This window comes from Pseudomonas sp. TH31 (assembly GCF_016650815.1).
In the GTDB taxonomy this organism is placed as follows: Bacteria; Pseudomonadota; Gammaproteobacteria; order Pseudomonadales; family Pseudomonadaceae; genus Aquipseudomonas.
Genome location: NZ_JAEKEZ010000006.1, coordinates 618,386 through 644,322, shown reverse-complemented (window position 1 = coordinate 644,322; position 25,937 = coordinate 618,386). Strand labels below are relative to the sequence as shown.

The 25,937-nt window shown below is 59.9% G+C and carries 23 protein-coding genes and 3 pseudogenes; 10 read left to right on the top strand and 16 right to left on the bottom strand.

Features of this window, described 5'->3' with window-relative positions; genetic code table 11:
- Positions 1 to 209: 209 nt before the first annotated feature.
- The 7 genes from JFV26_RS06095 to folE2 are packed head-to-tail and all read right to left on the bottom strand — an operon-like array spanning position 210 to position 6,338.
- Positions 210 to 1,100 carry a His/Gly/Thr/Pro-type tRNA ligase C-terminal domain-containing protein gene (locus JFV26_RS06095; RefSeq protein ID WP_201190655.1) on the bottom strand — a complete coding sequence of 297 codons (891 nt, stop codon included), beginning with the start codon at positions 1,098 to 1,100 and terminating at the stop codon, positions 210 to 212.
- A gap of 23 nt (positions 1,101 to 1,123) precedes the next feature.
- Positions 1,124 to 2,461 (bottom strand): dihydroorotase, encoded by a 1,338-nt coding sequence (locus JFV26_RS06090; RefSeq protein WP_201190653.1) that lies wholly within the window; start codon positions 2,459 to 2,461, stop codon positions 1,124 to 1,126.
- A 2-nt stretch (positions 2,462 to 2,463) separates the two neighbouring features.
- On the bottom strand, positions 2,464 to 3,024 hold the full coding sequence (locus tag JFV26_RS06085; protein ID WP_201190651.1) for a gamma carbonic anhydrase family protein: 561 nt from the start codon (positions 3,022 to 3,024) through the stop codon (positions 2,464 to 2,466).
- Positions 3,021 to 3,896 carry a metal ABC transporter substrate-binding protein gene (locus JFV26_RS06080; protein WP_201190650.1) on the bottom strand — a complete coding sequence of 292 codons (876 nt, stop codon included), beginning with the start codon at positions 3,894 to 3,896 and terminating at the stop codon, positions 3,021 to 3,023. Before JFV26_RS06080 ends, JFV26_RS06085 begins: the two co-directional genes overlap by 4 nt.
- An 11-nt stretch (positions 3,897 to 3,907) precedes the next feature.
- A complete protein-coding gene (locus tag JFV26_RS06075) occupies positions 3,908 to 4,774 on the bottom strand; it encodes a metal ABC transporter permease (RefSeq protein WP_201190648.1) in 867 nt (288 codons plus the stop codon).
- Entirely contained in the window at positions 4,774 to 5,442 is a 669-nt protein-coding gene (locus tag JFV26_RS06070) for a metal ABC transporter ATP-binding protein (RefSeq protein WP_201190646.1), read from the bottom strand. The genes JFV26_RS06075 and JFV26_RS06070 overlap by 1 nt, the downstream gene beginning before the upstream one ends.
- Positions 5,439 to 6,338 (bottom strand): GTP cyclohydrolase FolE2, encoded by a 900-nt coding sequence (gene folE2 / locus JFV26_RS06065; protein WP_201190644.1) that lies wholly within the window; start codon positions 6,336 to 6,338, stop codon positions 5,439 to 5,441. The genes JFV26_RS06070 and folE2 overlap by 4 nt, the downstream gene beginning before the upstream one ends.
- A gap of 86 nt (positions 6,339 to 6,424) precedes the next feature.
- On the opposite strand from folE2, the gene JFV26_RS06060 reads away from it, so the two are divergent.
- Positions 6,425 to 7,627, top strand: coding sequence for an N-acetylmuramoyl-L-alanine amidase (locus tag JFV26_RS06060; RefSeq protein WP_201190642.1), 1,203 nt, complete (start codon positions 6,425 to 6,427; stop codon positions 7,625 to 7,627).
- On the opposite strand, the gene JFV26_RS06055 is transcribed toward JFV26_RS06060, so the two are convergent.
- A complete protein-coding gene (locus JFV26_RS06055) occupies positions 7,624 to 8,001 on the bottom strand; it encodes a glutamine synthetase (protein WP_201190639.1) in 378 nt (125 codons plus the stop codon). The two genes, JFV26_RS06060 and JFV26_RS06055, sit on opposite strands and share 4 nt — an antisense overlap.
- A gap of 125 nt (positions 8,002 to 8,126) precedes the next feature.
- Between JFV26_RS06055 and dksA the strand changes: the two genes are divergently transcribed.
- Genes dksA through JFV26_RS06040 form a run of 3 tightly spaced genes read left to right on the top strand, consistent with a single transcriptional unit; the run spans position 8,127 to position 10,432 of the window.
- Positions 8,127 to 8,531, top strand: coding sequence for an RNA polymerase-binding protein DksA (gene dksA / locus JFV26_RS06050; protein ID WP_201190637.1), 405 nt, complete (start codon positions 8,127 to 8,129; stop codon positions 8,529 to 8,531).
- Between the two features lie 27 nt (positions 8,532 to 8,558).
- On the top strand, positions 8,559 to 9,764 hold the full coding sequence (gene zigA, locus JFV26_RS06045) for a zinc metallochaperone GTPase ZigA (RefSeq protein ID WP_201190635.1): 1,206 nt from the start codon (positions 8,559 to 8,561) through the stop codon (positions 9,762 to 9,764).
- A complete protein-coding gene (locus JFV26_RS06040) occupies positions 9,764 to 10,432 on the top strand; it encodes a DUF1826 domain-containing protein (protein WP_201190634.1) in 669 nt (222 codons plus the stop codon). The genes zigA and JFV26_RS06040 overlap by 1 nt, the downstream gene beginning before the upstream one ends.
- A 4-nt stretch (positions 10,433 to 10,436) precedes the next feature.
- On the opposite strand, the gene JFV26_RS06035 is transcribed toward JFV26_RS06040, so the two are convergent.
- Complete coding sequence (locus tag JFV26_RS06035; RefSeq protein ID WP_201190632.1) at positions 10,437 to 10,793, bottom strand: NADH:ubiquinone oxidoreductase; 357 nt, start codon at positions 10,791 to 10,793, stop codon at positions 10,437 to 10,439.
- A gap of 27 nt (positions 10,794 to 10,820) precedes the next feature.
- Here JFV26_RS06035 and JFV26_RS06030 point away from each other — a divergent pair, with 27 nt between their 5' ends.
- Positions 10,821 to 11,786 (top strand): CobW family GTP-binding protein, encoded by a 966-nt coding sequence (locus tag JFV26_RS06030; RefSeq protein WP_201190630.1) that lies wholly within the window; start codon positions 10,821 to 10,823, stop codon positions 11,784 to 11,786.
- A gap of 85 nt (positions 11,787 to 11,871) precedes the next feature.
- Here JFV26_RS06030 and JFV26_RS06025 read toward each other — a convergent pair.
- Positions 11,872 to 12,284 (bottom strand): annotated as a pseudogene (locus tag JFV26_RS06025) (DUF3301 domain-containing protein).
- Positions 12,285 to 12,404: 120 nt separating this feature from the next.
- On the opposite strand from JFV26_RS06025, the gene pdxY reads away from it, so the two are divergent.
- Positions 12,405 to 13,277 carry a pyridoxal kinase PdxY gene (gene pdxY / locus JFV26_RS06020; RefSeq protein ID WP_201190628.1) on the top strand — a complete coding sequence of 291 codons (873 nt, stop codon included), beginning with the start codon at positions 12,405 to 12,407 and terminating at the stop codon, positions 13,275 to 13,277.
- Positions 13,278 to 13,369: 92 nt separating this feature from the next.
- Here pdxY and JFV26_RS06015 read toward each other — a convergent pair whose 3' ends face one another.
- Positions 13,370 to 13,852 carry an acyl-CoA thioesterase gene (locus JFV26_RS06015; protein ID WP_034149366.1) on the bottom strand — a complete coding sequence of 161 codons (483 nt, stop codon included), beginning with the start codon at positions 13,850 to 13,852 and terminating at the stop codon, positions 13,370 to 13,372.
- A gap of 284 nt (positions 13,853 to 14,136) precedes the next feature.
- Here JFV26_RS06015 and JFV26_RS06010 point away from each other — a divergent pair, with 284 nt between their 5' ends.
- Positions 14,137 to 15,900 (top strand): cation:proton antiporter, encoded by a 1,764-nt coding sequence (locus JFV26_RS06010; RefSeq protein ID WP_201190626.1) that lies wholly within the window; start codon positions 14,137 to 14,139, stop codon positions 15,898 to 15,900.
- Between the two features lie 52 nt (positions 15,901 to 15,952).
- Here JFV26_RS06010 and JFV26_RS06005 read toward each other — a convergent pair whose 3' ends face one another.
- From JFV26_RS06005 to uvrD, 4 genes and pseudogenes are all read right to left on the bottom strand, one after another.
- Positions 15,953 to 16,360: an SMI1/KNR4 family protein gene (locus tag JFV26_RS06005; protein WP_007943369.1), complete on the bottom strand. Its 408-nt coding sequence runs from the start codon at positions 16,358 to 16,360 to the stop codon at positions 15,953 to 15,955.
- Between the two features lie 147 nt (positions 16,361 to 16,507).
- Complete coding sequence (locus JFV26_RS06000) at positions 16,508 to 17,377, bottom strand: Tim44 domain-containing protein (protein ID WP_201190624.1); 870 nt, start codon at positions 17,375 to 17,377, stop codon at positions 16,508 to 16,510.
- A 177-nt stretch (positions 17,378 to 17,554) separates the two neighbouring features.
- A complete protein-coding gene (locus JFV26_RS05995; protein ID WP_201190686.1) occupies positions 17,555 to 17,995 on the bottom strand; it encodes an EamA family transporter in 441 nt (146 codons plus the stop codon).
- A 119-nt stretch (positions 17,996 to 18,114) separates the two neighbouring features.
- A pseudogene (uvrD, locus tag JFV26_RS05990) lies at positions 18,115 to 20,300 on the bottom strand (DNA helicase II).
- Between the two features lie 258 nt (positions 20,301 to 20,558).
- Here uvrD and JFV26_RS05985 point away from each other — a divergent pair.
- The 3 genes and pseudogenes from JFV26_RS05985 to JFV26_RS05975 all read left to right on the top strand — a co-directional run bounded on the left by JFV26_RS05985 (position 20,559) and on the right by JFV26_RS05975 (position 24,971).
- Positions 20,559 to 23,431 (top strand): annotated as a pseudogene (locus tag JFV26_RS05985) (EAL domain-containing protein).
- A 300-nt stretch (positions 23,432 to 23,731) separates the two neighbouring features.
- Entirely contained in the window at positions 23,732 to 24,598 is an 867-nt protein-coding gene (gene hexR, locus JFV26_RS05980) for a transcriptional regulator HexR (protein WP_008027445.1), read from the top strand.
- 160 nt (positions 24,599 to 24,758) lie between these two features.
- Positions 24,759 to 24,971 (top strand): PA3496 family putative envelope integrity protein, encoded by a 213-nt coding sequence (locus JFV26_RS05975; protein WP_201190622.1) that lies wholly within the window; start codon positions 24,759 to 24,761, stop codon positions 24,969 to 24,971.
- On the opposite strand, the gene JFV26_RS05970 is transcribed toward JFV26_RS05975, so the two are convergent.
- Positions 24,913 to 25,875 carry a LysR family transcriptional regulator gene (locus tag JFV26_RS05970; protein WP_201190620.1) on the bottom strand — a complete coding sequence of 321 codons (963 nt, stop codon included), beginning with the start codon at positions 25,873 to 25,875 and terminating at the stop codon, positions 24,913 to 24,915. The two genes, JFV26_RS05975 and JFV26_RS05970, sit on opposite strands and share 59 nt — an antisense overlap.
- Positions 25,876 to 25,937: the final 62 nt, after the last annotated feature.

Below are 25,937 nucleotides of genomic sequence, written 5' to 3'. Positions count from 1 at the left end.
GGCGCCAGCGCCGCGTCCTTCCAAGCCGCACCATCGGATTGCAACGCAACGCCATCATCATCATTGCCGCCACGCGCGCGCTTGCGCACATGCGAGCTTTCGTTCTATTGTGGACTGTGAAGCCGAGAGCTTAAAGCAATCGCGAGCAAGCTTTGCTCCTACGGGCGGTGATACCCATAGGAGCAAGGCTTGCCCGCGATGGCGTCAGGTCAAACCCCACAATCTTTCGGGTGTAAAAACCCACACACCTCATCAATCCGCATTCGCCCAAAATCTTCCCCGCTGCCACTGCGCACACTGACAAACCCACCGTCCTTTTCCTTCTCACCGACGACCAACAGATACGGCACGTTCCGCTCACTGTGCAGGCGAATCTTGTAGCCGATCTTTTCGTTGCGCAGATCCGCATGAGCGCGCACCCCACTGCGGCGCAATTGCTCGGTCACCGATTGGGTGTAACCGATCTGGCGTTCATCGATGTTCACCACCATCACGTGAGGGGGCGCTCGCCAATGGTCCAGCTCCTGTTGGCTGGACCAGCAGGTCCCGTAAATCCGTTGCGGCGAGTTGCCGCCAACATGATCAAGGGCGAAGGCTTGCAGCACTTTGGTGGCTGGAACGTGGGGACCTCGGGACAGGTATTCGGCGTCTCCCAGGCGATACACCGACAGTCTTTCGGTTGATGACAACTGCCTGCGGATGGAATGGTTGGTCGCCGCGAGTATGCGCATCCGCATTTCTATCTCTGGCAGGTCGTCCAACGATAACGTCCGCTCCATCGCAAACTCATAGAAGAACCCGTCGCCCAATGCCGAGCCCGTCAGCAGCAGGACATTTGGATGGAGTTGTTTGACGGCCATCGCCAGCACCAGTGCACAGGAGCGGCGAACGATCTCCAGCCCATCAGGTTCCCGAGGCGTGACAATGCTGACGCGGGCATCGCCGCTAATCATGTATCCGCAATCCACCAACACGCCATCCACCCGACCGGCCACCGCTGCGTTGGCCAGCGCGAGCCCGATACTCGCCGCCACTTCGAACACGGACAGTGGCTGATCGTATTCACGCAATGAGCCGTCGGGCAGGGTGATGTGGATCATGGTGGGTGTTCTCGGCAGTGGCGTTAGCGCATGAAGCGCAGGGGTAGTCCCTGACAGCTGTCATGTAGACGATTGGCGTGCCAGGCGATTTGCCCCGACACCAAGGTAGTGCTGACGCTGTGGCGAAAACGGTGGTGGGCGAAGGGCGTCCAGCCGCATTGAGAAAGGATCGGTTGTTGTGACACGTCGACGCCGTCGGGCTCGGGTTTGATCAGCACCAGATCCGCCCAATAGCCTTCGCGCAGGTAACCACGGTCGGGAATGGCAAACAGATCGGCGACCCGGTGACTGATCTTGGCCACGAGGGTGGCGATAGGCAGCACTTCATCAGCGACCAATTCCAACAGCGCGGGCAGGGCGTGTTGCACCAGTGGCAGGCCTGACGGCGCCAGGCTGTAAGTCCGCTGCTTTTCGGCCCATGTATGGGGCGCATGATCGCTGCCGATGACATCCAGTCGGTTGCTCAGCAGGGCTTGGCGCAATGCGTCGCGGTCGGCCTGGGATTTGATCGCCGGGTTGCACTTGATCAGGTTGCCCAGACGCGGGTAGTCGCGGTCATCGAACAGCAAATGATGCAGACAGACTTCGCCAGTGATGCGTTTCTGCGCCAGTGGCTTGTCTTCGAACAACGCCAGTTCGCGTGCAGTGGTCAGGTGCAAAACATGCAGCCGAGTGCCATGACGCCTGGCCAGGTCCACGGCCATTGAGGAGGAACGAAAGCAGGCTTCGGCATTGCGGATCAGTGGGTGGGCTTCGGCAGAAATGTCTTCGCCGTACTGCGCTCGCAGCGTCGCGGCATTGGCGTCGATACTCGGTGTGTGTTCGCAATGGGCCAGTAGGATTGTCGGCACCTCGGCGAACAACCGCTCAAGAATCCGCGGATCGTCCACCAGCATGTGGCCGGTGGATGCGCCCATGAACACTTTCACCCCGGCGACTTCGCAAGGATTGAGTGCGGCAACGGTGTCGAGGTTGTCGTTGCTCACACCGAAATGAAAGCCGTAGTTGGCCACCGAATTGAGTGCTGCACGGCGCTTTTTATCGGCGAGTGCTTCGACGGTAAGGGTGGCCGGATGGGTGTTCGGCATGTCCATGAAGCTGGTGATGCCACCGGCCACGGCGGCCCTGGATTCGGTGTAAAAGCTACCCTTGTCCGGCGCCCCAGGATCACGAAAGTGCACCTGGTCGTCGATCATCCCCGGCAGCAGCCATTGACCTTGCGCATCGATTTCCACGCTCGCCGTTTCGCCTTCGATGCTGCTGGCGATCTTGACGATGCGGCCATGGCTCACCAACAGGTCGCCGTCAAACGCGCGACCTTCGTTCACCAACCGGGCATTGCGAATCAGCACGCTGTTCATGGTCAGAACTCGTTCTGCAGTGCTTTGTAGCCGCGCACCAGATCGACGTTGGTGCGCGCCACGTCTTCGGAAAACTCCGAGGCACTGACGCTCACCGGCGGGAACTGCGACAGGTCGGTGCCGGGGCCGATACGCGTAGTGGACGGCACGTAGAAGGCATCGGGCAAGTCCCGGCCGTCGACTACCGAGTTGTGCCGCACCACGCAGCCATTCCCGACTACGCAGTTGAACAACACGCTGTTGAAACCGATGAACACCCGGTTGCCGACGGTGCACGGGCCATGAACGATGGAGCGGTGGGCGATTGAGCTGAACTCGCCGATGGTCACCGCTGCGCCGGACTTGGAATGGATCACCACGCCGTCCTGGATGTTCGAGTTGGCGCCGATGGTGATCGGCTCCATTTCGCCCGAGGCATCGACTTCGTCGGCGCGAATCACCGCGTAGGGACCAACGAAGACGTTCTCGCCGATCACCACTTTGCCGCAGATAATCGCGGTTTTATCCACGTACGCGGTCTGCGCAATCACTGGCAGATCACCTGAGGGATTCTTTCGGATCATGGCTTGCTCAACGCGTCGTACAGCGTGTTGAGGTTGTATTCGAAGAGCCCGGCGAAAGTGCTGGCCGGTCCGCTTGCCGCGAGTGCATCGGAGTACAACGTGCCACCGATATGTGCGCCGCTTTCATCGGCGATTTGCTTCAGCAAGCGAGCGTCCTTGATGTTTTCCATGAACACCGCTTTGACCTTGGCCTGGCGAATCTGGGTGATCAGTGCCGCCACTTCCGCAGCGGAAGGTTCGCGCTCGGTGGACAGGCCTTGAGGGGCCATGAAGTCGATGCCGTAGGCCTGACCGAGATAACCGAACGCGTCGTGGGAGGTGACGATCTTGCGGTTACCTGGGGGCAGCGAACCGAGCTTGGCTTTGGCTTCGGCGAGCAGGGCGTAGATCTGTTTCAGGTAAGCCTGGCTGTTGCGCTGGTAGTCGGCTTTGTTCGCCGGGTCGGCGGCAATCAGTGCCTTGGTGATGTTGGCGATATACAACTCGGTGTTTGCCAGGTTGTGCCAGGCGTGTGGGTCGGGAATGGTTTCGCCGTCTTCATCCAGCGAGCGAGGAATTACACCGTGGCTGGCGCTGATCACCGGTGCTTTGGTTTCGGTGCTGGTCACCAGGCGATCCAGCCACGGCTCGAAACCAAGGCCGTTCTTGATGATGAGCCTGGCTTTGAGCAAGGCCTTGGCATCGTCCGGGGTCGGCTCGTAGGTGTGGGCATCGGCGTCCGGGCCGACCATGTTGGTGATCTGGATATGATCTCCGCCGACCTGATGGGTCATGTCGGCAAGGATGCTGAAACTGGTGACCACCTGCAGTTTTTCAGCTGCAGACAGCGACATCGACAGCATCAAACTGAACAGCACGAGTAAAGCGCGCATCGGGAAACACCTCATTGGGATGTGAGCAAAGGCGGGCGGCGCAGCAAGCCGTGCACCGGACCGAACACCACGGACAGCAGATACAAACCACCAGCCACCAGCACAATGGCCGGGCCGCTAGGCAGCGAGTAATAGAACGACAGCAGCAAACCGAACCACACCGAGAGGCAGCCGAGCACGGCGGCGATTGCTATGAGCGCCGGCAAACGGCGGCTCCAGAAGCGTGAAGCGGCGGCCGGCAACATCATCAAACCGACCACCATCAGCGCGCCGATGGCCTGGAATCCGATCACCAGGTTCAGCACCACCAGGGTCAAAAACACCCCGTGGGCGAGTGGCCCGAGACGGCTGACGGTTTGCAGGAACAGCGGATCAAGGGTGTCCAGCAACAGCGGTTTATAGATCAGGGCCATGGCGATCAGGCTGAAGCCGGAGACCCAGAGCATGCCGGTCAATGTCGGCCCATCGACTGCCAATGCCGAGCCGAACAGCAGGTGCAAGAGGTCCAGACGTTTTCCGGCGATGCCGAGGATCAGTACACCGCTGGCCAGGGAGATCGGGTAGATCGCGGCGAGGCTGGCGTCTTCGCGCAGGCCGGTACGGCGGGTGATCCACGCCGCGAGCCCGGCCATGCTCAGACCGGCGCCGAGGCCGCCAATGGTCAGCGCTGGAAGACTCAGGCCGGCGAACCAGAAGCCCAGCGCGGCGCCGGGCAAGATGCCGTGAGCGACCGCATCGCCGATCAGGCTCATGCGGCGCAGAATCAGAAACACCCCAAGTGGCGCAGTACTGCACGCCAAAACCAGACCGCCGAGTAAAGCCCGGCGCATGAACACGAACTCTTGGAACGGTTGCCAAAGGTGTGCGGCCGCGATCATCAGGCCACCTGCGTTTGGGGTTGTTGGCGAATCAGGTCGGTGCTCGGTCCGAGCGTGCAGCCGGTGTTTTTGATCAGCAGGGTTTGCGGGATGTGTTGGCGAACTGCGGCCAGGTCGTGGCACACGACGACCAGGGTTCGACCGTTGGCGTGCCACGTGTGGATGTGTTTCCAGAGCAGTTCCTGGCCGAGTTCATCGAGGGCGGCGTGCGGTTCGTCGAGCAGTAGCAAGGGGGCTTGAGCCAGGCTCAATCGGGCGAGCAGGGCGCGCTGCAACTCGCCGCCGGAGAGTGCCATCAGCGGGCGATTCTCCAGGCCTGTCAAACACCAATCTTCAAGGGTGTTTTTCAGGCGTTGGCTGCGCACGTCTGGCGATTGCTTGCTGCCCCAGAAACCGGCGGCCACCAACTCTTGCAAACTGATGGGGAATTGCCGGTCCAGGTGTTGTTGCTGGGGCAGGAACGAGAGGCCGCCCTTGCGTGGAACATCCAGCACGGTTTTGCCGGCCAGTGGTTTTTGCAGTCCGGCGATGACTTTCAGCAAGCTGCTTTTACCCGAGCCGTTGGCGCCGATTACGGCGGTCAGGCTACCCTCGGGCAGTTCGAAATCTACGGCGGGTGTGAGTGGTTGGCCGGGAGCGCCCCAGCGTAGGGATTGGCAGCGGATCATGCGGCTGCCTCCCAGTTCCAGCGACTTTCGGCAACGGCGTCGTGGGCGTGGAGGCTTTCGGCGTGTACGACTCGGACGTGGAATCCATTGATGCCAGGGGAGCGTTTCAGGGCCAGGTTCAAGCGTCGCGCGGCGTCTTCGCAGAACATCAGGTTTTGACCATTGGCCAAGGCGAAGGCTTGTTCGTCGGCACGTTTCACGGCGGTTTGCACGGCGGTGCCGAGGGCGGCTTCGGCGTCGTTGATGACGGCGATTAATGGAAAGTCATCGAGATAGTCGTCCAGGTGCAGCTGCAAATGCGCGGTGCTGCGTTGGCTGTGCGGTGTTGCGACGATGCCTTTTGTGGAGCCGAGCCAGGCCATGACATCGGCGTGTTGCAGTGGTGCATTGGCGAAATCATCAAGGAATTGCTGTTGGATGAGTTGGCGCGACAACGCTGCTGAACACGGACACGTAGAGGAATAAGGAACGTCTATTTTTAGTTCCACGTGGAACATATCGTTTTTCAATCGCGCTTCGATGCTCGCTGGATAGGTTTTCCAGCCGGCCAAAGGACTGATTAGTGCCGGTCTTTTGAGCAATAAATCGGTGTGAATTTTCAGGTAAGCGTTTGAGGACAATCCTTCATGACTGTCGAGAAAGCGCTGCAAAACTCTGCGCAGTAACTCCGGCGTCAGGCTTTCCTGTTCAAGCATTTCCAACGCGAGATAGAGTCGCGACATATGAATGCCGCGCGCCTCACCATCGTCGAGACTCACACCGGCATCAGCCTTTGCGCTCAGCTGTTGGCCATCAAATAAAACAGGAAGAGCAATGCCGCACATGCCCACCCACTCCAGTGGCAGGGCTTGGCGTGAGGCCTGCGCGGCGATATCCGGCAGAGTCAGCGCATTCATGAGCAGGTCCATCGTGGGAGTTGATTTGGCATGTTATATTATTACATCTAAATCGACGATGCCTTTTTCGCGAGCGGGCTTTCACCATGCACAGACGTCACTTGCTCAACTTGATTCTGGCCAGCGCGGCCTTCGCGTTGCCCTTTAGTGTTTCGGCCACGCAGATTCGCAACGCGCGGCTCTGGCGTTCGGATGACAAGCTGCGATTGGTGTTCGATCTGAGCGGACCGGTGCAGTACAAGACTTTTTCCCTGAGCGCCCCCGAGCGGCTGATCATCGATTTGAGTGGCGCCAACCTCAGCGGTGATTTCAGTCAGTTGGCGCTGAACAACACGGTGATCCGTTCCATTCGTTCCGGTCACTACGGTCAGGGTGATACACGAATCGTCCTCGATCTCAGCGGGACGGTGCAGCTCAACAGTTTTCTGCTGCCGCCCCAGGACGGGCAGGGCCATCGATTGGTGCTCGACCTTAAAACCGCTGCGCCATTACAGATTGCAGCTGCGCCGATGCGTAAGCCGATCATCGACAAGGCTCACCCCAAGCGCGACATCATCGTGGTGGTCGACCCCGGCCACGGTGGCAAAGACCCAGGCGCGGTCGGCGCCAAAGGTGAGCGGGAAAAAGACGTGGTGCTGTCGATTGCACAGTTGTTGGCCAAGCGATTGAAACGCGAGAAGGGCTACGACGTGAAACTGGTGCGCAACGATGACTTCTTCGTCCCGCTGCGCAAACGCGTGGAGATTGCCCGCAAGCACAACGCCGACATGTTCATCTCGGTGCATGCCGATGCCGCGCCACGACTCACAGCGTCCGGCGCGTCGGTGTATTGCCTGTCTGAAGGTGGCGCGACCTCGGCCACGGCAAGATTTATGGCGCAGCGCGAGAACGGCGCGGACCTGTTGGGCGCCACCAGCCTGCTCAATCTCAAGGACAAGGACCCGATGCTCGCCGGGGTGATTCTCGACATGTCGATGAACGCGACCATTGCCGCCAGTTTGCAGCTGGGCAGCACCGTGCTCGGCAGCCTGGCGGGCATCACCACCCTGCATCAGAAGCGCGTGGAACAGGCCGGATTCGCGGTACTGAAGTCGCCGGACGTGCCGTCGATCCTGGTGGAAACCGGCTTCATCTCCAACGCCCGCGACAGTCAGCGGCTGGTCACCGCGCGGCATCAGCAGGCCGTGGCTGACGGTTTGTTCGAAGGCCTACAGCGCTATTTCCAGAAGAATCCGCCGCTCAACAGCTATGTCGCCTGGCAGCAGGAGCAGAAAAAAGCCCAGGTCTAGCAGCCGGTAATCCGGCTACAGGTGAATTTGCCGCTGCTGCCGCCGGAGCTGGAAAACCGGTTGATGGTGGTCCAGCCCACACGGCGGGTGTAGCCGACCCAGGCTTCGCCATCGGAGGCGAGGCCGGTAAAAAACGTCAGTTGTCCGTAGCGACTGCTGGTCTGCGCCCAATAGCGTTTGCCAGTCACTTCAAAACCGCGCAGATAGATCGTGCTGCCGACAGTGTTGACGCTGTATGCGTTGCCGTCATGGTCGACACACGCGAGCAGATTGGCGCTGCGGGTGCACGTGGCCAGGCTCGGGATTTGTCCCCGGGCCTCGACGGTGATCAATAGCGAAAGACTCAGCAGCGCACACTTCAGGGCGTTTCCCATGGCATTTCTCAAGGACCGAACGGGCTCAAGCATCGTGCCCTTTGTCGTGGCGAACAAGAGGGGAGTGGTTTATTTGTGTTGTTATACTATAACATTGAAATACGCCCCGCCCTTGTGATCCTCCCATGACTGAACAAGACCTCCTGGCCCAACCCGCCGCCGATTACATGAACGACGCCCAGCAAGGTTTCTTCCGTGACTTGTTGCTTGCTCAACGCTGCGAGCTGCAAGCGCGCATTGCCGGAGAGTTCGACATGTTGCGCGAACAGGAACCTGGCAGCGATCCCGCCGACGTCGGCAGCACCGAAGAACGGCGCCAATGGCAACTGCGCCTGCTGGAGCGGGAAAAGAAGCTCCTGGACAAGATTGACGAAGCCCTCGAACACCTGGCCCGCGGTGAATACGGCTGGTGTCGCGAAACCGGCGAGCCGATCGGCCTCAAGCGCTTGCTGCTGCGGCCCACCGCCACCCTGTGTATCGAAGCCAAAGAACGTGAAGAGCTGCGCGAACGCCATCAACGGGCGATTTGACCGGCCACATCCTGTGAGGAATACCTGATGCCCAATCGTCTCCCCGTGACCGTCCTGTCGGGCTTTCTCGGCGCCGGCAAGAGTACGTTGCTTAATTACGTACTACGTAACCGCGAAAACCTGCGGGTCGCCGTGATCGTCAACGATATGAGCGAGATCAACATCGATGGCAGCGAAGTTCAGCGCGACGTCAGCCTGAACCGTGCCGAAGAGAAACTCGTGGAAATGAGCAACGGCTGCATCTGCTGCACCTTGCGCGAAGATTTGCTGGAAGAAGTCAGCAAGCTCGCCAAGGACGGTCGTTTTGATTACCTGTTGATCGAATCTACCGGCATTTCCGAACCACTGCCGGTGGCGGAAACCTTTACCTTCCGCGACGAAGAAGGCCAAAGCCTGGCCGACATCGCCCGGCTCGACACCATGGTCACCGTGGTCGACGGCATGAACTTCCTGCTCGATTACCAGGCTGCCGAGAGCCTGGCGTCCCGTGGCGAAACCCTGGGCGAGGAGGATGAGCGCTCGATCACCGACCTGCTGATCGAGCAGATCGAATTCGCCGACGTGATTGTGATCAGCAAGATCGATTTGATCAGCAGCAGCGCGCGCCAGGAATTGATTGCGATCCTTGAACGGCTCAACTCCCAAGCGCAAATCATCCCGATGGTCATGGGAGAAATCCCTTTGAACACAATCCTCAATACCGGACGCTTTGACTTCGAAAAAGCCGCCCAGGCTCCGGGCTGGTTGCAGGAGTTGCGCGGCGAACACGTGCCGGAAACTGAAGAGTACGGCATCGCTTCGACGGCCTATCGCGCGCGTCGTCCGTTCCACCCACAACGGTTTTTCAGCTTTATCGACCGCCCTTGGGTGAATGGCAAGCTGCTGCGCTCCAAAGGCTTTTTCTGGCTGGCCAGCAAGCACATGGACGCCGGGAGTTGGTCCCAGGCCGGTGGCTTGATGCGCCACGGTTTCGCCGGACGCTGGTGGCGTTTTGTGCCAAAAACCCAATGGCCGCAGGACGAAGAAAGTACCGCCGGGATCATGGAGAACTGGACTGCGACCACTGGCGATTGCCGTCAGGAACTGGTGTTCATTGGCCAGAACATCGACTTCGCGCAACTCACTGGCGAACTCGATAGCTGCCTGCTCACCGACGATGAAATGGCCCAAGGCATTGAAGGCTGGCGCCAGTTGGCGGACCCATTCGGCCCCTGGCACGAAGAGGCTGCCTGATGCTCGTACTCAACCCTGTGGGAGCGAGCCTGCTCGCGAAGGCGTCCGTACGGCCAATACGTCAGCATCACGGAACAACCCCAAAAGTCCTGGCCAACATTCTCCACGACGACGCCAATCTCGCCGTCTGGCAGCGCCAACTCCCGTTACACATCGCGGATTTCGCCAGTTTACTTCTGTCCCTGAACGAACCGCTGGCGGAGTCGCTGTCCCTGGAAATCGCTAACGAAGACGCCGAGCCCAACCTCAACGGACTGGCCTCAAGCTTCCGCGATCTTGAAGGCTACGAAGGCTTCATTGCCGACGTCTCCTGGCTGGTCAGCGCTTTTGCCTGTTTGCTCGGCGCCAGGCGCATCGGCCTGCGTTTGCGCGTGCTGGACACTGCCATGTGCCCACGCTTTCACGTTGACCATGTGCCGGTACGGCTGATCACCACGTATGCAGGCATTGGCAGCCAATGGCTGAAAGAAGGGGCGATGGATCGCCGGAAACTGGGCAAACCCGAGGCAGAACCCCAGTCGTCGATCCAGCAAGTCAGCAGTGGTGACGTGGCGCTGTTCAAAGGGGAGAAGTGGCATGGTAATGAAGGCTTCGGCCTGATCCACCGCTCGCCACAACTGGCGTTGGGTGAGCGCCGGTTAATCCTGACGCTCGACTGGCTGAGCTAGTGGCTCAGGGTTTTAGCCAGTTTCCCTGGCTCTGTGCCTCGCAAAACGGCTTCAAATACGCCGCATCGGTGGCCACGCCGTAATAGTGAATATCCTGGCGGTAGGGCATATTGGCGACTTGGGCATTGCTGCACACGCCGAAGGCGCCGCTGGGACATTGGGCGACGTACTGCACGTCGACTTTTTGCCCGGGAAGGTTCGGCTGGCAAAAACCATCGGCGAAGAGTTTTTCCGGGATGTTGCGGTTCTGTTGGCAGACTTTCACGTCGAGCCGTTCCGCCGTGCTATGTACCACGCACGCCTGGGCCAACACCTCGCCCGATATCAGCGCCAGCAACAACGACAATCCCATCAACCGCATCCCTTACCTCCTCAGAAAACTTCGACCATGTTGCAGAACATCCCCACTCACGTCATTGCCGGTCCCTTGGGCGCCGGCAAGACCAGCCTGATCAAGCACCTGCTGGCGCAGCGCCCGGCGAACGAGCGCTGGGCGGTGCTGATCAATGAGTTCGGCCAGATCGGCCTCGACGCCGCGCTGCTGACCCAGGACGCCGATGGTATCGCACTGGGTGAAGTGGCCGGGGGTTGTTTGTGTTGCGTGAATGGCGCGCCGTTTCAGATCGGCCTCGGCCGGTTGTTGCGCAAGGCGCGGCCGGATCGGTTGTTTATCGAACCCTCGGGGTTGGGGCATCCAGCTCAGTTGCTCCGGCAATTGAGCGAGTCGCCTTGGCAAGGCGTGCTGGTGGTCCAGCCGTGTGTTCTGGTGCTTGACGCCCAGGCGCTCGCCGCCGGGAAACCGCTGCCGGCGGCGCAACAGGAGGCGTTGAACAGCGCGGGTTTGTTGCTGCTGAACAAGTCAGAAGGCCTTGAAGAGGATGATCGTCAGCGGATTGTGGCGCAGTTGCCGGATCGTCCGATGTTCTGGACGCAGCAAGCGGTCATGCCGTTGAGCGAGTTACCGGGGCTTGGGAGTCGGGCTTTCGCAGGTGTGGATAACTTCATCGTCCCCAAGGGATTGGCGCAAATGCCGGCTATCTGGAGCGATGCCGCGCTGCCGATTTGCTTGAGTCAGGTGCAGGAGGGTGGCTGGAGCATTGGCTGGCGTTGGCATCCAAGCCAGACATTCGATGCCGCACTTGTTGGCAACTGGCTTGAAAGCCTTGCCTGGCGGCGGGCGAAGCTGGTTATCCACAGCGTCGATGGTTGGGTTTCAGCGAATGCGGTGGATAACTCGGTGCTGGATTGGCAGCCGAGCGAATGGCGTCAGGATTCGCGGATTGAGCTGATCTTCAGTGAGCCTCAAGATGTTGAATCGCTGCAAAGAAGTTTGGCCGACTGTCGGATGGGTTGAAGATCTAAAGATCGCCGCCTTCGGCAGCTCCTACAGGGGATCGCTTTTCAAATGTAGGAGCTGCCGAAGGCGGCGATCTTTTGATCTATGGCCGCCACTTCGTGTGTTCCTGCCGCCATTGGCTCAGCTCAATGACTTCCGCGCGAGGCCTCACCACATCAACCACCGCCGGGGTGTCGTCAAACGGCATCGGGTAGGGCGCCAGTTCGATCTGCGCGCTGTGGGCGCCGAATTGGGTAATGGTCCCGTTATGACGGGTCTCGCCGGTTACGGTGAATTCAAAGTTATACACACGCGCCAAGCGTCGACGTCCGTTCGCATCTTTGATAAAACCGATTTTCTCAACGCCACGTTGCCGTCCAGCAGTTCGATCTGGAGTTTGGCGCAATGCTGTTTGACCCGCTCCAGCGCACGTTCGCGCAAGCCGTGGTTGTGCCACAGCCAGGCGCCGCCGGTGGCGAGCAGCATCAGCACGAAGATATTTCCGAGGGTCAGCATCAACAGGGTGCTCCAACAAGATAGTGCCAGCTTAACTGCGTCGCTGGTCTGTCGTACAGGCTGTGTTTAGTCGCATACTGCGCGGCTCGAATTTCATTCGTTTTACGGAAAACTCACCGCATGAAACGTACGCCCCATCTGCTCGCCATCCAGTCCCACGTGGTGTTCGGCCATGCTGGCAACAGCGCCGCGGTTTTCCCGATGCAGCGGGTCGGGGTGAATGTCTGGCCGCTCAATACCGTGCAGTTCTCCAACCACACGCAATACGGGCAGTGGGCGGGTGAAATACTGCCGCCGCATCAGATTCCCGAACTGGTGGAAGGCATCGCGGCGATTGGTGAGCTGGGCAACTGCGATGCCGTTTTGTCGGGCTACCTCGGCAGTGCGGCTCAGGGCCGGGCGATCCTTACGGGCGTGGCGCGGATCAAGTCGATCAACCCCAAGGCGCTGTATCTGTGCGATCCGGTGATGGGGCACCCGGAGAAGGGCTGCAGCGTGCCGGTCGAGGTCAGTGACTTCCTGCTGGAGGAAGCGGCGGCCGTAGCCGACTTCATGTGCCCGAATCAGCTGGAGCTGGACAGCTTCTCGGGGCGCAAGCCGCAGTCGTTGTTCGATTGCCTGGCCATGGCCAGGGCGCTGTTGGCGCGTGGGCCGAAGGCTGTGCTGGTCAAGCATCTGGACTATCCCGGCAAACCGGAGGAGGTTTTCGAGATGCTGCTGGTGACGGCTGAAGGGAGTTGGCACCTGCGTCGGCCATTGTTGGCGTTCCCGCGGCAGCCGGTGGGCGTGGGCGACCTGACGTCCGGGCTGTTCCTGGCTCGCGTGCTGCTGGGCGACAGCCTGGTGGCGGCGTTCGAGTTCACCGCAGCAGCGGTGCATGAGGTGCTGCTGGAAACTCAGGCGTGCGCCAGCTATGAGCTGGAGCTGGTACGGGCGCAGGACCGGATCGCCCATCCGCGAGTGCGGTTTGAGGCGACGCCGATCAGTTTGTAACGCAAGCGCGGCGGAAAAGATCGCAGCCTGCGGCAGCTCCTACAGGGCAATGCGTACTCCGTAGGAGCTGCCGCAGGCTGCGATCTTTTGCTTTAAGCGTCGCCCTTGATTTCCTGATAACGCTTTTCCAGCTCCTGGCGAATCTGTCGGCGCTGCTGGGCCTGCATGAAGCGGCGCTTGTCTTCGCTGTTCTGCGGTTGCAGCGGCGGGACGACGGCCGGTTTGCGCTGGTCATCCACCGCGACCATGGTAAAGAAACAGCTATTGGTGTGGCGCACCGAGCGTTCGCGGATGTTCTCGGTCACCACCTTGATGCCCACCTCCATCGAGGTGTTGCCGGTGTAGTTGACCGATGCCAGGAATGTCACCAACTCGCCGACATGGATCGGCTCGCGGAAAATCACCTGATCCACCGACAGGGTCACCACGTAGCGGCCGGCATAACGGCTGGCGCAGGCGTAGGCCACTTCGTCGAGGTATTTGAGCAGGGTGCCGCCGTGGACATTGCCAGAGAAGTTGGCCATGTCGGGGGTCATCAATACCGTCATCGACAGTTGGGCGTTTCCGGGTTCCATAGCGTTCTCACGGGTCAAGGCAGGTTTTCGGGAGCGCACCTCTGCGGGTGCATGGTCGGCTTTTCAAAACCAACAGTATCGGGACGCCAGGCAGGGGGCTGCCGTCACGCCTTGATCGATCTGTTTCCATATATTGCACCGCCTTTCTGCCGGAAGTCGCGGTGTTACCCTTCAAAAGCCCATCCCAAAGGCAATTCCTACGCCATAAGCAGATTTTTACTCTGGTTCAACAGACCTTTCCTGCGTCTGTCGTTTGAGCACTAACACTCAAGGAGCGCCATACCATGCATGCCATCAGCTTCATTCAGGATTTGGCAGTGATCATGTTGGTCGCGGGCGTGGTGACCGTGCTCTTTCATCGTTTCAAACAACCGGTGGTTCTCGGTTATATCGTCGCCGGTTTCATTATCGGCCCGCACACGCCGCCGTTCGGCCTGATCCACGATGAACAAACCATCAAGACCCTCGCCGAGCTGGGGGTGATTTTCCTGATGTTTTGCCTGGGCCTGGAGTTCAGCCTGCGCAAGCTGTTCAAGGTCGGAGCCACGGCGTTTATCGCGGCGTTCCTGGAAATCGTGCTGATGATCTGGATCGGCTACGAAATCGGTCGCTGGTTTGACTGGAATACCATGGATTCGCTGTTCCTGGGGGCGATCCTGGCGATTTCCTCGACCACCATCATCGTCAAGGCCCTCAACGACTTGAAGATGAAGAACGAGCGCTTCGCCCAGTTGATCTTCGGTGTGCTGATTGTCGAAGACATCCTCGGCATCGGCATCATCGCCTTGCTGTCGAGTATCGCAGTCAGCGGTACGGTCAGTTCCGGCGAAGTGTTCTCGACCGTCGGCAAGCTCTCGCTGTTCATGATCGTTGCACTGGTCATCGGCATCTTGTTGGTGCCGCGGCTGTTGGCCTACGTGGCCAAATTCGAAAGCAATGAAATGCTGCTGATCACCGTGCTGGGCCTGTGTTTCGGCTTTTGCCTACTGGTGGTCAAGCTTGAATACAGCATGGTCCTCGGGGCCTTCCTGATTGGCGCGATCATGGCCGAGTCCCGGCAGTTGTTGAAGATTGAGCGACTGATCGAGCCGGTTCGTGATCTGTTCAGCGCGATCTTCTTCGTCGCCATCGGGCTTATGCTCGACCCTATGATCCTGCTGCAATACGCCTGGCCAATTGCGGTAATCACCGTGGCGGTGGTGCTGGGCAAGATGTTGTCCTGTGGCCTCGGCGCCTTTATCGCCGGTAATGACGGACGCACTTCACTGCGGGTCGGGATGGGGCTTTCGCAGATTGGCGAATTTTCCTTCATCATCGCCGCGCTGGGCATGACCTTGCAGGTCACCAGCAACTTCCTTTATCCGGTGGCCGTGGCGGTCTCGGTCCTGACCACGCTGTTGACGCCATACCTGATCCGCGCGGCCGACCCACTGTCGATCAAGCTGGCGGCGGTCATGCCGCGGCGCCTGAGCCGCGTGCTGGGGATGTATGGCGAATGGCTGCGCAGCATTCAGCCACACGGCGAGGGCGCGCTGCTGGCGTCGATGATTCGGCGGATTCTGTTGCAGGTAGGCGTAAATTTGGCGCTGGTGATCGCGATTTTCTTCTCGGGCGCGTTTTTCGCCGAGCGCATGTCGGCCTACCTGCAAGGCTGGATCAGTGACCCGAGTTGGCAGAAAGCGTTGATCTGGGGTGGGGCGTTGCTGTTGTCGCTGCCGTTCCTGATCGCGGCCTATCGCAAGCTCAAGGCACTGTCGATGCTATTGGCAGAAATGGGTGTGAAGCCAGAGATGGCGGGCCGCCACACGCAGCGAGTACGTCGGGTGATCGCCGAAGTGATCCCGATCCTCTCGCTGCTGGTGATTTTCCTGCTGCTGGCAGCCTTGTCGGCCAGTATTCTGCCGACCAACAAGTTGCTGGTACTGATCGCCGTCGTCGCGGCCGCCGTGGCGGCGCTGCTCTGGCGCTGGTTCATCCGGGTGCACACACGCATGCAGGTGGCATTGCTGGAAACCCTGGACAACCACAAGGACCCGTCCGGGCATTAACGTTGCCCTGTAGCAGCCTTCGGCAGCTGCTACGGGTAGAGGTCAGGCTCGATCAGCTTTCCAGCCAGACGTCCCGCGCCCAGTGCCACACCGATTCCCAGGTTTCTTCGGCGATCAGCTCTTCTTCGGCCTGCCACAGCACCACGGTGCCGTCTTCTTCAACCAGGTAGTAGTCGTCACCGTCCTGGCAGATCGGGATCATGCTGCGATCAACGCCAGCGTCCCAGGCGTTGGCGGCAACGTCCGGCAGGTAGGTGTGGGATTGCGGGTCGGTGACAGTCACCGGCTCCAGGCTACCGTAGACCACATCACTGACGGTCAGCAAAAATTCTCTGAAGACAAACGGAATGTCGATGAACAGTTGTTCTTCGATTTCCACGATCTGATCTTCGTCGGGCAACTCCAAGGGGACCGGTACCGGTTCGTTGGCTTCACGCAGTTGTTCGATGATTTCTTCCACGTCCGGGATCCTCTTGCTTGATGGCGCGGTTTAGTTGGGGCGGTTTATACAGTAGCTCGCTATAGATGCAACCGCGAAATAGAAAACCCCGGCCGAGGCCGGGGTTTTGATTGCGCCAATATTGCGACAGGTTTAACGCGCGTCGGTTCAGCCGTTCTGGCGGATACCGGCGACCAGCCAAGGCTGGTTTTCGCCCTGCGGACGTTCCATGTTCCAGCTTTCGCTGAACACTTCGCCCTGGTCGAAACGCGAAGTCTTCGACACACCACTGAAGGTCAGGGTGGCGATAGTCTTGTCCGCCCGATCATCCACGCCGTCCAGTTGTACCTGGAGGTTATCAATGTAGGTGGACTGGAAGCTTTCGCCCAGATCGGCACGCTCGCGCTTGAGGAACTCCAGCATTTGCGGGGTCACGAACTCGGCAATCTTGTCCATTTCATTGGCGTCCCAGTGCTGCTGAAGGGACTGGAAGTGGTTGCGGGCTGCTTCGATGAAGCTCTGTTCATTGAACCAGGCCGGAGCATTGATCACCGGACGAGCGGCAGCAGGTGCAGCCGAACCGCCGAAGATCGAACCGCCGGCAGGCTGGTTCTCGAACACTTCACGCTGCATCGGCGCGCCAGCCGGAGCCAGGTGCTCCTGTTGCTTGCGGCGACGGGCGGCGATGAAGCGGAAGATCAGGAAGGCGATGACCGCCATGATCAGGATGTCGAAGATTTGCATGCCCTGGAAGCCGCCACCCATGAACATGGAGGCCAGCAGGCCACCGGCAGCGATACCGGCCAGAGGACCGAGCCAGCGCGAAGCACCGCCGGCCTTGGCCGCAGCGCCCGCGGCACCGGCAGCACCAGCGGTCGCCGCAGCGCCGCCCGCGGCGGAAGAAGGGGCCATTTGGCTGGTTTGGTGGGTCGGCGCAGCGCCGACGCTTTTGCCGCCACCAAAGCGCTTGGCGTTGGCGTCGAGGCTCATCGTCAGGCCGATGCACAGCGCCATGGCGATGCTAAGAAAACGTTTCATAAAGGGAATTCCCATTTGTGGATGGCACGCGCGCCATGTTGCACAGCTGAAGTGACACTGGCTAGCGGCAGAGTGTTTCGGGCTTTTGCCTGACAGGTTGCGTTCAGCTAAGTCGGGGCAAGAAGGCCATGTACTTTTGTCTGTAGGAAAAGTGGATAGGTTCTGCCGGAAGTTTGCTCAGCGTCGCAACGCCAGCATGACCACTCCGGCTGTGATCAGACCGATACCGCCCCATTGGCGCAGGTCGAGCTTCTCGTCCAGCAGGATCACGCCGAGGACGGCCACCAGTACCACGCTGAGCTTGTCCACCGGAGCGACCAGCGAGGCCGGGCCGAGTTTCAGCGCGCGGAAGTAGCAAATCCATGAGGCACCGGTTGCCAGTCCCGATAGCAGCAGGAACAGGTAACTCTTGGCAGAGATCGATCCTAATGACTGATATTGGCCCGTGGCGTACAAAATCAAGGCCAGGCTGACCAACACCACAATGGTGCGCAGGAGGGTGGCGAAGTCGGAGTTGACGTTTTCGATGCCGATCTTCGCGAAAATCGCCGTCATGGCGGCGAATGCCGCTGACAACAGGGCCCAGAATGTCCAGGAAGAAAAGAAGCCTGAGCCCATGAGCATTGTCGTCCTTCAAGAGAAGAGAGGTGGCCTTGGAAAAGATCGCAGCCTTCGGCAGCTCCTACAGGTATATGCGAACCCCGTAGGAGCTGGCGAAGCCTGCGATCTTTTTAGCCTTATATGGCTTCCAGCTTGGCATAGCCAAGCATCAGCCACTTGCTGCCTTCGCCAAAATTCACCTGCACCCGAGCCTGGGCCCCGGCGCCTTCGAAGTTCAGGATCACGCCGTCGCCAAACACCGAATGCCGAACGGCCTGGCCGAGGCTGAAGCCGGTGTCCGGGATTTCGCTGCCGCCAAACAAACTGCTGGAACTCTGCTGCTGGCCACCGCCGAACGGACGGCTGACGCTGTTGGACAGCCGCACTTCCTGAATCAGGCCTTTTGGCACTTCACGTACGAAACGCGAGACCTTGTTGTAGGTCTCGCTGCCGTACAGGCGTCGCGTTTCAGCGTAGGTCATGACCAGGTTCTGCATGGCCCGAGTGATGCCGACGTAGGCCAGGCGGCGTTCCTCTTCAAGACGGCCGGGTTCTTCCAGGCTCATCTTGTGCGGGAACAGACCTTCTTCCATGCCCACCAGGAACACGTAAGGGAACTCAAGGCCTTTGGCGCTGTGCAGGGTCATCAGTTGAATGCTGTCTTCGTGCTCGTCGGCCTGAGTGTCGCCGGCTTCCAGGGACGCGTGGCCGAGGAACGCCGCTAGAGGCGTCAGGTCCTCGTCTTCTTCTTCGGCGTTCTCGAAATTGCGCGCAGCGCTGACCAGTTCCTCAAGGTTTTCTACCCGGGCCTGGCCCTTCTCGCCTTTTTCCGCTTCGTGATAAGCGATCAGCCCGGACTGCTCGATGACCGTCTGGGTCATCAGGTGCAGTGGCATGTCCATGCACTTGGCGGCGAGGTTCTCGATCAGCTCGATAAATCCACCCAAGGCGCCCGCAGCACGACCGGTCAGGCCTTTGTTGGCAACCAGCAAACGCATGGCTTCCCACATCGACACATCGCTATGACGCGCGTGGTCGCGAATCGCTTCGACAGTTTTTTCGCCAATGCCGCGGGCCGGTACGTTGATCACCCGCTCCAGCGCTGCATCGTTGCCACGACCTTCCAGCAAACGCAGGTAGGCCATGGCGTTTTTGATTTCCGCCCGTTCGAAGAAGCGCTGACCGCCATAGATGCGGTACGGAATGCGCTCGCGCAGCAAGGCTTCTTCCAACACGCGCGATTGGGCGTTGGAGCGGTACAAAATCGCGATATCGCTGCGAGCCAAGCCGGTTTTCAGCGCGCTTTCGATGGTTTCCACCACGTAGCGTGCTTCATCGTGTTCGTTGAATGCGGCATACAGGTTGATCGCTTCGCCTTCGCCGCCATCGGTCCACAGCTCTTTTCCCATGCGCCCGGTGTTGTTGGCGATCAGGGCGTTGGCAGCCTTGAGGATGCCGGCGGTGGAACGGTAGTTCTGCTCCAGACGAATGGTTTCAGCATCCGGGAAGTCGTCGGAGTACTGATAGATGTTCTCGATTTTCGCCCCGCGCCAGCCGTAGATCGACTGGTCGTCGTCGCCGACCACCATCAGGCTGTCGCCGCCCTTGGCCAGCAGCCGCAACCAGGCGTACTGCACGGCGTTGGTGTCCTGGAACTCGTCCACCAGAATGTGCCGGAAGCGCTTTTGATAATGCGCCAGCAAACCCGGTTATCGCGCCACAGGTCGAGGGCACGCAACAGCAGTTCGGAGAAGTCGATAACGCCGGCGCGCAGGCACGCGGCCTCGTAGGCTTCATAAATGCTGCGCATGGTCGCCAGGAACAGGTCGCCACTGGCTTGAATGTGTTGCGGACGCAGGCCTTCGTCTTTCTGCCCGTTGATGAACCACTGGGCCTGACGGACCGGCCACCGTTGCTCATCCAGGCCCAGCTCGCGGATCACCCGCTTGACCAGCCGCTGCTGGTCGTCGCTGTCGAGAATCTGGAAAGTCTGGCTCAGCCCGGCTTCCTGCCAGTGCGCCCGCAGCAAGCGGTGCGCCAGGCCGTGGAAGGTGCCGACCCACATGCCGGCCGGGTTGATACCCATCAACTGCTCGATGCGATGACGCATCTCGGCAGCGGCCTTGTTGGTGAAAGTCACCGACAGGATCGAGTGGGGCGAGGCGTTTTCGACCTGGATCAACCAGGCGATACGGTGCACCAGCACTCGGGTTTTACCGGAACCAGCACCGGCCAGGACCAACTGACGACCCACGGAGGCAGCTACGGCCTGGCGTTGGGCATCGTTGAGGGAGTTCAGCAGAAGGGAGAGATCATCGCGCATCGGGGCATTCTAGGGGGCAGCGCCACACCGGGCAAACCCCGCTTTGATTTAGCCGATGAAAGATGAAGGGAGGACGACCGGTCGGTCACTGGCTGCAGGCGTGGGCGGGGCTCGTTCCCAGGGTTTTGAGGGGGTAACCGGAGAGCGGAATTTTGTCGATTTTATGATCCGGGGCAGTTTGGTCCCGGCCATTGCTTGTGTATGCTCCGTGCACAATTCGGGCTCACCACGCTCATTATAAGAACAAGAAAATTGCCTATGACCCTCAGCACCGACCTGTCGGGCCCTTCTGTGGAGCCCGGGTCATCCGCAAACAGTACGCCATGGAAATGGCGGTCGAACGCACGCGCCTGCTTTACCAGGGCTCGCTGTTGCCGACGCTGTTCATGCTGATCAACGGTCTGGTCTGCGCCGGTTTGCTCTGGAGCCCGCAGCGCTATTTCCTGGTCAGCATCTGGCTGGTCTGGTTGTTGTCGCTGGTGGCGCTGCGCGTGATCCAAGTGGCAGCCTTTGATTCGGCGATTCCCAATCGTCAGGCCCATCCGATCTGGATTCGTATGTTTTTGCTGGGCTCGGCCATGACGGGCCTGACCCTTGCTGGTGCCGGCATTGCCCTGGTGCCCGCCGACACGTTTATCCAGCAAGCCTGGGTGTTCGGCCTGATCGGCGCTGCGGCACTCTCGGCCAGCGTGGCCTACGCGGTCAGCCTGCCGGCGTTTCTCTCCTTTACCCTACCCTGTCTGCTGCCGGCCATTGGCTATATGTTTTGGGGCGGCGATGAACAACAGCATGGGTGGGGCTGGTTCGGGCTGATTCTGCTGGGGGCGTTGAGCGTGGTGGCCTGGCAGGTCAATCGGCTGATTGATCGCGGCTTGTTGCGGCGCTTCCAGAATCAGGCGTTGATCGAGCATTTGCAGCTCGCTCAAAGCCAGGGCGACCAACTCAATCATGAACTGGCCAAGGAAATCGACCAGCGCCGCCGCGCCGAAGACGAATTGCGTGAAGCCCAGGTCGAACTGGAAAATCGCGTTGCCGAGCGCGGTCATGAGCTCAGCGCCGCCACCCAAGCCTTGAGCAAGAGCGAAGCCCGTCTAGCGTTGGCACTGAAGGCCAGCGAACTGGGGCTGTGGGACTGGAACCTGCAAACCGATGAGGTCCATCACACCCAGATTCAGGAACTGTTCGGCCTGGCGCCGGAGTACGTGACTGCCATGCTCAGCCATCTGCGGCCGCGGCTGCACCCTGACGACGTACCGTCCCTCAAACGCGCGCTGGTCGAGCACTTGAAGGGTCGCACCGAGGATTATCAGATCGAATACCGCGTGCGGCATGGCGACGGCCATTGGGTCTGGATCGAAGACCGTGGCCGGGCGGTGGAGCGAAGTGAAAATGGCCGGGTGATCCGTATGGTTGGCACCCGCCGCGACATCAGTGCCAGCAAAGTCCAGGAGGAGCAACGGCAACTGGCGGCGACGGTGTTCGAAGCGGCCAGCGAAGGCATTGTGATCTTCGACCCGAATTACGCGCTGATCGCCATTAACCAAGCCTTCAGCCGGGTGACTGGCTACGACATCGAAGACATGCTCGGACGTAATGTCGTCGAGTTGCCTTGCAGCCGGGATGCCCGCCGGCACTACACGACCATTCATCAGGCGCTGGAGCAACAGGGCAGTTGGCAAGGCGAGCTGGTGGAAACCCGCAAGAACGGCGAGCTCTATCCGCAGTGGCTGCAACTGAATGCTGTGCGCGACTCCCGGGGAAAGGTCAGTCATATTGTCGGCTTCTTCGCCGATCTTTCCGCCCGGCGCGAATCCGAAGAACGCATGCGCTACCTGACCCGTTACGACGAACTCACGGGCCTGGCCAACCGCTCGCTGTTCCGCGAACGGTTGCGCGAGGCCCATCTGCGAGTGCGTCAGGGCGGCCGGCGCAGTCTGGCACTGCTGCACATCAATCTCGATCGTTTCAAGTTGCTCAATGACAGTCTTGGCCATGAAGTTGCCGACCAGTTGTTGCAGAAAATGGCTCGGCGACTGGTCAATGCGTTGCCCGAGGCGGACACCATTGCACGGCTCTCCGGCGATGAGTTCGCCGTGCTATTCGATGCCTACGGCAACCTGTCGAGCCTGGCACGGGTGGCGACTCGCTTGTCGACCAAGCTGCGCTTGCCAATAACGATCGACGGCCATGAGCTGGTGGTCAGCGCGTCCATGGGCATCAGCATGTTGCCGGACAACGCGCGAGAAATTTCCGCGTTGGTCAGTCAGTCGAACATGGCCATGCAACATGCCAAACATTTGGGCGGCAACAACTTCCAGTTCTACACCGACAGCCTGCAAGCCAGCACCCTTGAGCGTTTTCAGCTGGAAAACCAACTGCGCAAAGCCATCGAAGAAAAGCAGCTAAAGGTGTTTTACCAGCCGAAGCTGTGCCTCGCCTCCGGCCGGCTGAATGCTGCCGAAGCCCTGGTGCGCTGGGACCATCCGACCATGGGCCGGGTGCCGCCGGGGGATTTCATCGGGCTGGCCGAGGAAATCGGGCTGATTGGCCCGATTGGCGAGTTCGTGTTGCGTCAGGCCTGCTGGCAAGCCTGCGAGTGGCAGCGACAGGGGCTTGAGCCGATCCGCGTGTCGGTCAATCTGTCGGTGCATCAGTTGCGTCAGGGCAAACTGGTCAGCCTGGTGCGTCAGGTGCTTGAGGAGACAGGCCTGGCGCCGCATTACCTGGAACTGGAACTCACCGAAAGCCAGTTGCTGGACAGCGTCGAACACATCATCGCGACCTTCCAGCAGTTGCGCGATCTGGGCGTAAAGCTGGCGATCGACGATTTTGGCACCGGGTATTCGTCGCTGAGCTACCTCAAGCGCATTCCGGTGGATTACGTGAAGATCGATCAGGCGTTTATCCGTGGGGTGGGGGAGGGCGGTGAGGATGCGGCGATCACCCGGGCGATCATCGCGATGGCTCACGGCTTGTCGCTGAAGGTCGTGGCTGAAGGTGTGGAGCGAGAAGAGCAACTGGCGTTTTTGAAGGCCGAGCACTGCGATGAAGTGCAGGGTTATTTGATCAGTCGGCCGGTGGAAGCCGCCGATCTGGCTGAGCTCCTGCGTCACGACACGAATCTCCTGTAGCCGCTGCCGAAGGCTGCGTTTGGTTCGGGCCGCGTTCGGACGAAGCAGTCGTGAATGGGCGTTACGTGGTTTAACAGGAAAATCCGCTGCTCAGGTTTACGACTGCTGCGTCCGAACGCGGTCCGAACCAAACGCAGGCTGCGCCAGCTGCTACGAGGGCCAAAGGTGCTACATGGGGTGTATGACGTGTGGAATGGGGACATCGAGTTACGCATTGAGCAGGCAAAAAGCCGATTCATGTAGTATAACTACAAGCGTGCTACATCCCCGGCACCTGCCAATAACAAAGAGTCGACCCCTTTGAATCTGCTGCAACACATCGCCCAGTCACGCCACCTGTTACGCAAGTCGGAGCTCAAGGTCGCCGACCATGTGCTACTTGATCCTGCGGCGGTGATGCACAGCTCCATGGCCGACCTGGCCCACAGTGTGGGCATCAGCGAGCCGACCATCGTGCGCTTTTGCCGCGCCATCGGTTGTTCCGGTTTCCAGGACTTGAAGCTGAAGCTGGCACAGAGCCTGGCGGCCGGAGCGAGCTTCGGGCAGTTCGCGATTCATGAAGACGATTCGGTCGCTGACTACAGCCTGAAAATCTTCGACACCACGTTGCACACGTTGATGGAGGTTCGCGAGAAGCTTGATCCGGTCGAGTTGCAGCGGGCGGTGTCGCTCATGTCTCAGGCCCAGCGCGTCGAGTTCTATGGCTTTGGCGCGTCGGGTGCAGTGGCGGCTGACGCCCAGCACAAATTCTTCCGATTGCTGCTGACTGCAGCGGCCTATTCCGACCCGCATATGCAGGCAATGTCGGCGGTAACGTTGAAGCCGACCGACGTGGCAATCTGTATTTCCCAGTCCGGGCGTTCCAAGGATTTGTTGATCACGGCCAACCTGGTGCGTGAAAGCGGCGCCTCGTTGATCACCCTGTGCCCGAGCCAGACGCCGCTGGCCGAGCTGTCGACCGTCAACCTGGCGATTGACGTGCACGAAGATACCGAAATCTACACGCCGTTGACCTCGCGGATCGCTCACCTGGTGGTGATCGACGTATTGGCCATGGGCGTGGCCATGGCACGTGGGCCGAGCCTGGTTAACCACCTCAAGAGCGTCAAGCGCAGCCTTCGTAGCCTGCGGCTGTCGCCCAAGTCGGTGAAAGCGCTGGACGACTAAGATCAAAGATCGTCCGAACGCGGCCCGCGTTCGGACGATCTTTGCTTTTGGGCTGCCTGCATAACCCGCCAATATTCACATCCCTGTAACCCGCCCGCCGCCAAACCGTCATCCCCCGCGTTCATCGTGTAACTCCCGTACTCGCCTTGGGAGACTCGAAATGGCCCAGCCCTACGAAGAACGCAACAGCGCCCTGAAAACCCGTCGTCAGCAAGAAGACCAGCGTCGCATGGAATTTCGCCGCGCTATCGAAGATCGCTGCGAACGTCGTCAGCTTCTAGCCGAGATTGGCGATTTTCCTGATGAGCTGGAACTTAACTATTGGCAGGCAGCTCCCGTAGCTTCCCGTCGAAACGCTCAACCAGCGCGCTGATCTGCACCCGCTCGCTGCGGATAAACGCAAGGAACGCGTGAGCCACCGGTGACAGGCGTTTAGCCTTGGCCTGCACCAGGCACCAGCTGCGATACAGCGGCAGCTCTTCGACCGGCAGCTCAATGAGTCCGCCGGTCGCCAACTCCAGGTTCAGGGCGTGGCGCGTCAACAGCGCGACGCCCAGGCCGGCCAGTACGCACTCACGCTGGGCTTCAGCCGACGCGACCTCCTGGGTCTGTGTGAAGTGCACGCGCTTCTCTTTGAAATACTCTTCGCACGCCATCCGCGTACCGGACCCTGGTTCGCGCATCAGCAGCGTGTAAGGCTCCAGATCCTGCAAGCGCAGTGGCCCCATGTGGCACAGCGGATGATCCGGTGGCGCCACGGCCACGATCGGATTATTAAGGAACGGCAGGAACTCCAGGCCCATGTCCTGCGGCACCATCGACATGATGACCAGGTCATCGCGGTTGTCCGACAGGCGCCGGATGACCTGGCCGCGATTCACGACGGTCAGGTGCAGGTTCACTTCCGGGTGCTGGCGCTTGAACGCGGCAAACAAGTGCGGCACGAAATACTTGGCACTGGACTCCACCGCGAGTTTCAGTTGGCCCTGCAGCGAGCCCTGCATGTCCGATAGCTGCATGTCGAGGTTTTCCAGGCGCCCGAAAATGTCCCGGCTGGCGCGTTGAAGGGCTTCGGCCGCCTCGGTCATGTAGAGTTTTTTGCCGACGTAATCGAACAAAGGCTGGCCAATCAGCTCCTCGAGTTGACGAATCTGTAGGCTCACGGCAGGTTGTGTAAGGGACATTTCATCAGCCGCGCGGCTGTAGGACCTCAAATCACAGACTTCATTGAAGATCTGTAATTGACGTAATGTCATACGCATCAAGGACTTACGCATTTTATAGGTGCTCTCACCACGGGCCGGTGAATCAACTATAAGTCTTTACTTATGCCTGACCC

What these genes read in the sequence shown, in the direction of transcription:
- JFV26_RS06080 (WP_201190650.1), bottom strand. Translation starts at nt 3,896, where the DNA reads ATGCGCGCTTTACTCGTGCTGTTCAGTTTGATGCTGTCGATGTCGCTG.
- JFV26_RS05970 (WP_201190620.1), bottom strand. Translation starts at nt 25,875, where the DNA reads ATGCGTAAGTCCTTGATGCGTATGACATTACGTCAATTACAGATCTTC.
- JFV26_RS06000 (WP_201190624.1), bottom strand. Translation starts at nt 17,377, where the DNA reads ATGAAACGTTTTCTTAGCATCGCCATGGCGCTGTGCATCGGCCTGACG.
- JFV26_RS06075 (WP_201190648.1), bottom strand. Translation starts at nt 4,774, where the DNA reads ATGATCGCGGCCGCACACCTTTGGCAACCGTTCCAAGAGTTCGTGTTC.
- JFV26_RS06030 (WP_201190630.1), top strand. Translation starts at nt 10,821, where the DNA reads ATGTTGCAGAACATCCCCACTCACGTCATTGCCGGTCCCTTGGGCGCC.
- JFV26_RS05995 (WP_201190686.1), bottom strand. Translation starts at nt 17,995, where the DNA reads ATGGGCTCAGGCTTCTTTTCTTCCTGGACATTCTGGGCCCTGTTGTCA.
- zigA (WP_201190635.1), top strand. Translation starts at nt 8,559, where the DNA reads ATGCCCAATCGTCTCCCCGTGACCGTCCTGTCGGGCTTTCTCGGCGCC.
- JFV26_RS06015 (WP_034149366.1), bottom strand. Translation starts at nt 13,852, where the DNA reads ATGGAACCCGGAAACGCCCAACTGTCGATGACGGTATTGATGACCCCC.
- JFV26_RS06085 (WP_201190651.1), bottom strand. Translation starts at nt 3,024, where the DNA reads ATGATCCGAAAGAATCCCTCAGGTGATCTGCCAGTGATTGCGCAGACC.
- JFV26_RS06095 (WP_201190655.1), bottom strand. Translation starts at nt 1,100, where the DNA reads ATGATCCACATCACCCTGCCCGACGGCTCATTGCGTGAATACGATCAG.
- JFV26_RS06035 (WP_201190632.1), bottom strand. Translation starts at nt 10,793, where the DNA reads ATGCGGTTGATGGGATTGTCGTTGTTGCTGGCGCTGATATCGGGCGAG.
- JFV26_RS06060 (WP_201190642.1), top strand. Translation starts at nt 6,425, where the DNA reads ATGCACAGACGTCACTTGCTCAACTTGATTCTGGCCAGCGCGGCCTTC.
- pdxY (WP_201190628.1), top strand. Translation starts at nt 12,405, where the DNA reads ATGAAACGTACGCCCCATCTGCTCGCCATCCAGTCCCACGTGGTGTTC.
- JFV26_RS06090 (WP_201190653.1), bottom strand. Translation starts at nt 2,461, where the DNA reads ATGAACAGCGTGCTGATTCGCAATGCCCGGTTGGTGAACGAAGGTCGC.
- folE2 (WP_201190644.1), bottom strand. Translation starts at nt 6,338, where the DNA reads ATGAATGCGCTGACTCTGCCGGATATCGCCGCGCAGGCCTCACGCCAA.
- JFV26_RS05975 (WP_201190622.1), top strand. Translation starts at nt 24,759, where the DNA reads ATGGCCCAGCCCTACGAAGAACGCAACAGCGCCCTGAAAACCCGTCGT.
- JFV26_RS06010 (WP_201190626.1), top strand. Translation starts at nt 14,137, where the DNA reads ATGCATGCCATCAGCTTCATTCAGGATTTGGCAGTGATCATGTTGGTC.
- dksA (WP_201190637.1), top strand. Translation starts at nt 8,127, where the DNA reads ATGACTGAACAAGACCTCCTGGCCCAACCCGCCGCCGATTACATGAAC.
- JFV26_RS06070 (WP_201190646.1), bottom strand. Translation starts at nt 5,442, where the DNA reads ATGATCCGCTGCCAATCCCTACGCTGGGGCGCTCCCGGCCAACCACTC.
- JFV26_RS06055 (WP_201190639.1), bottom strand. Translation starts at nt 8,001, where the DNA reads ATGGGAAACGCCCTGAAGTGTGCGCTGCTGAGTCTTTCGCTATTGATC.
- JFV26_RS06040 (WP_201190634.1), top strand. Translation starts at nt 9,764, where the DNA reads ATGCTCGTACTCAACCCTGTGGGAGCGAGCCTGCTCGCGAAGGCGTCC.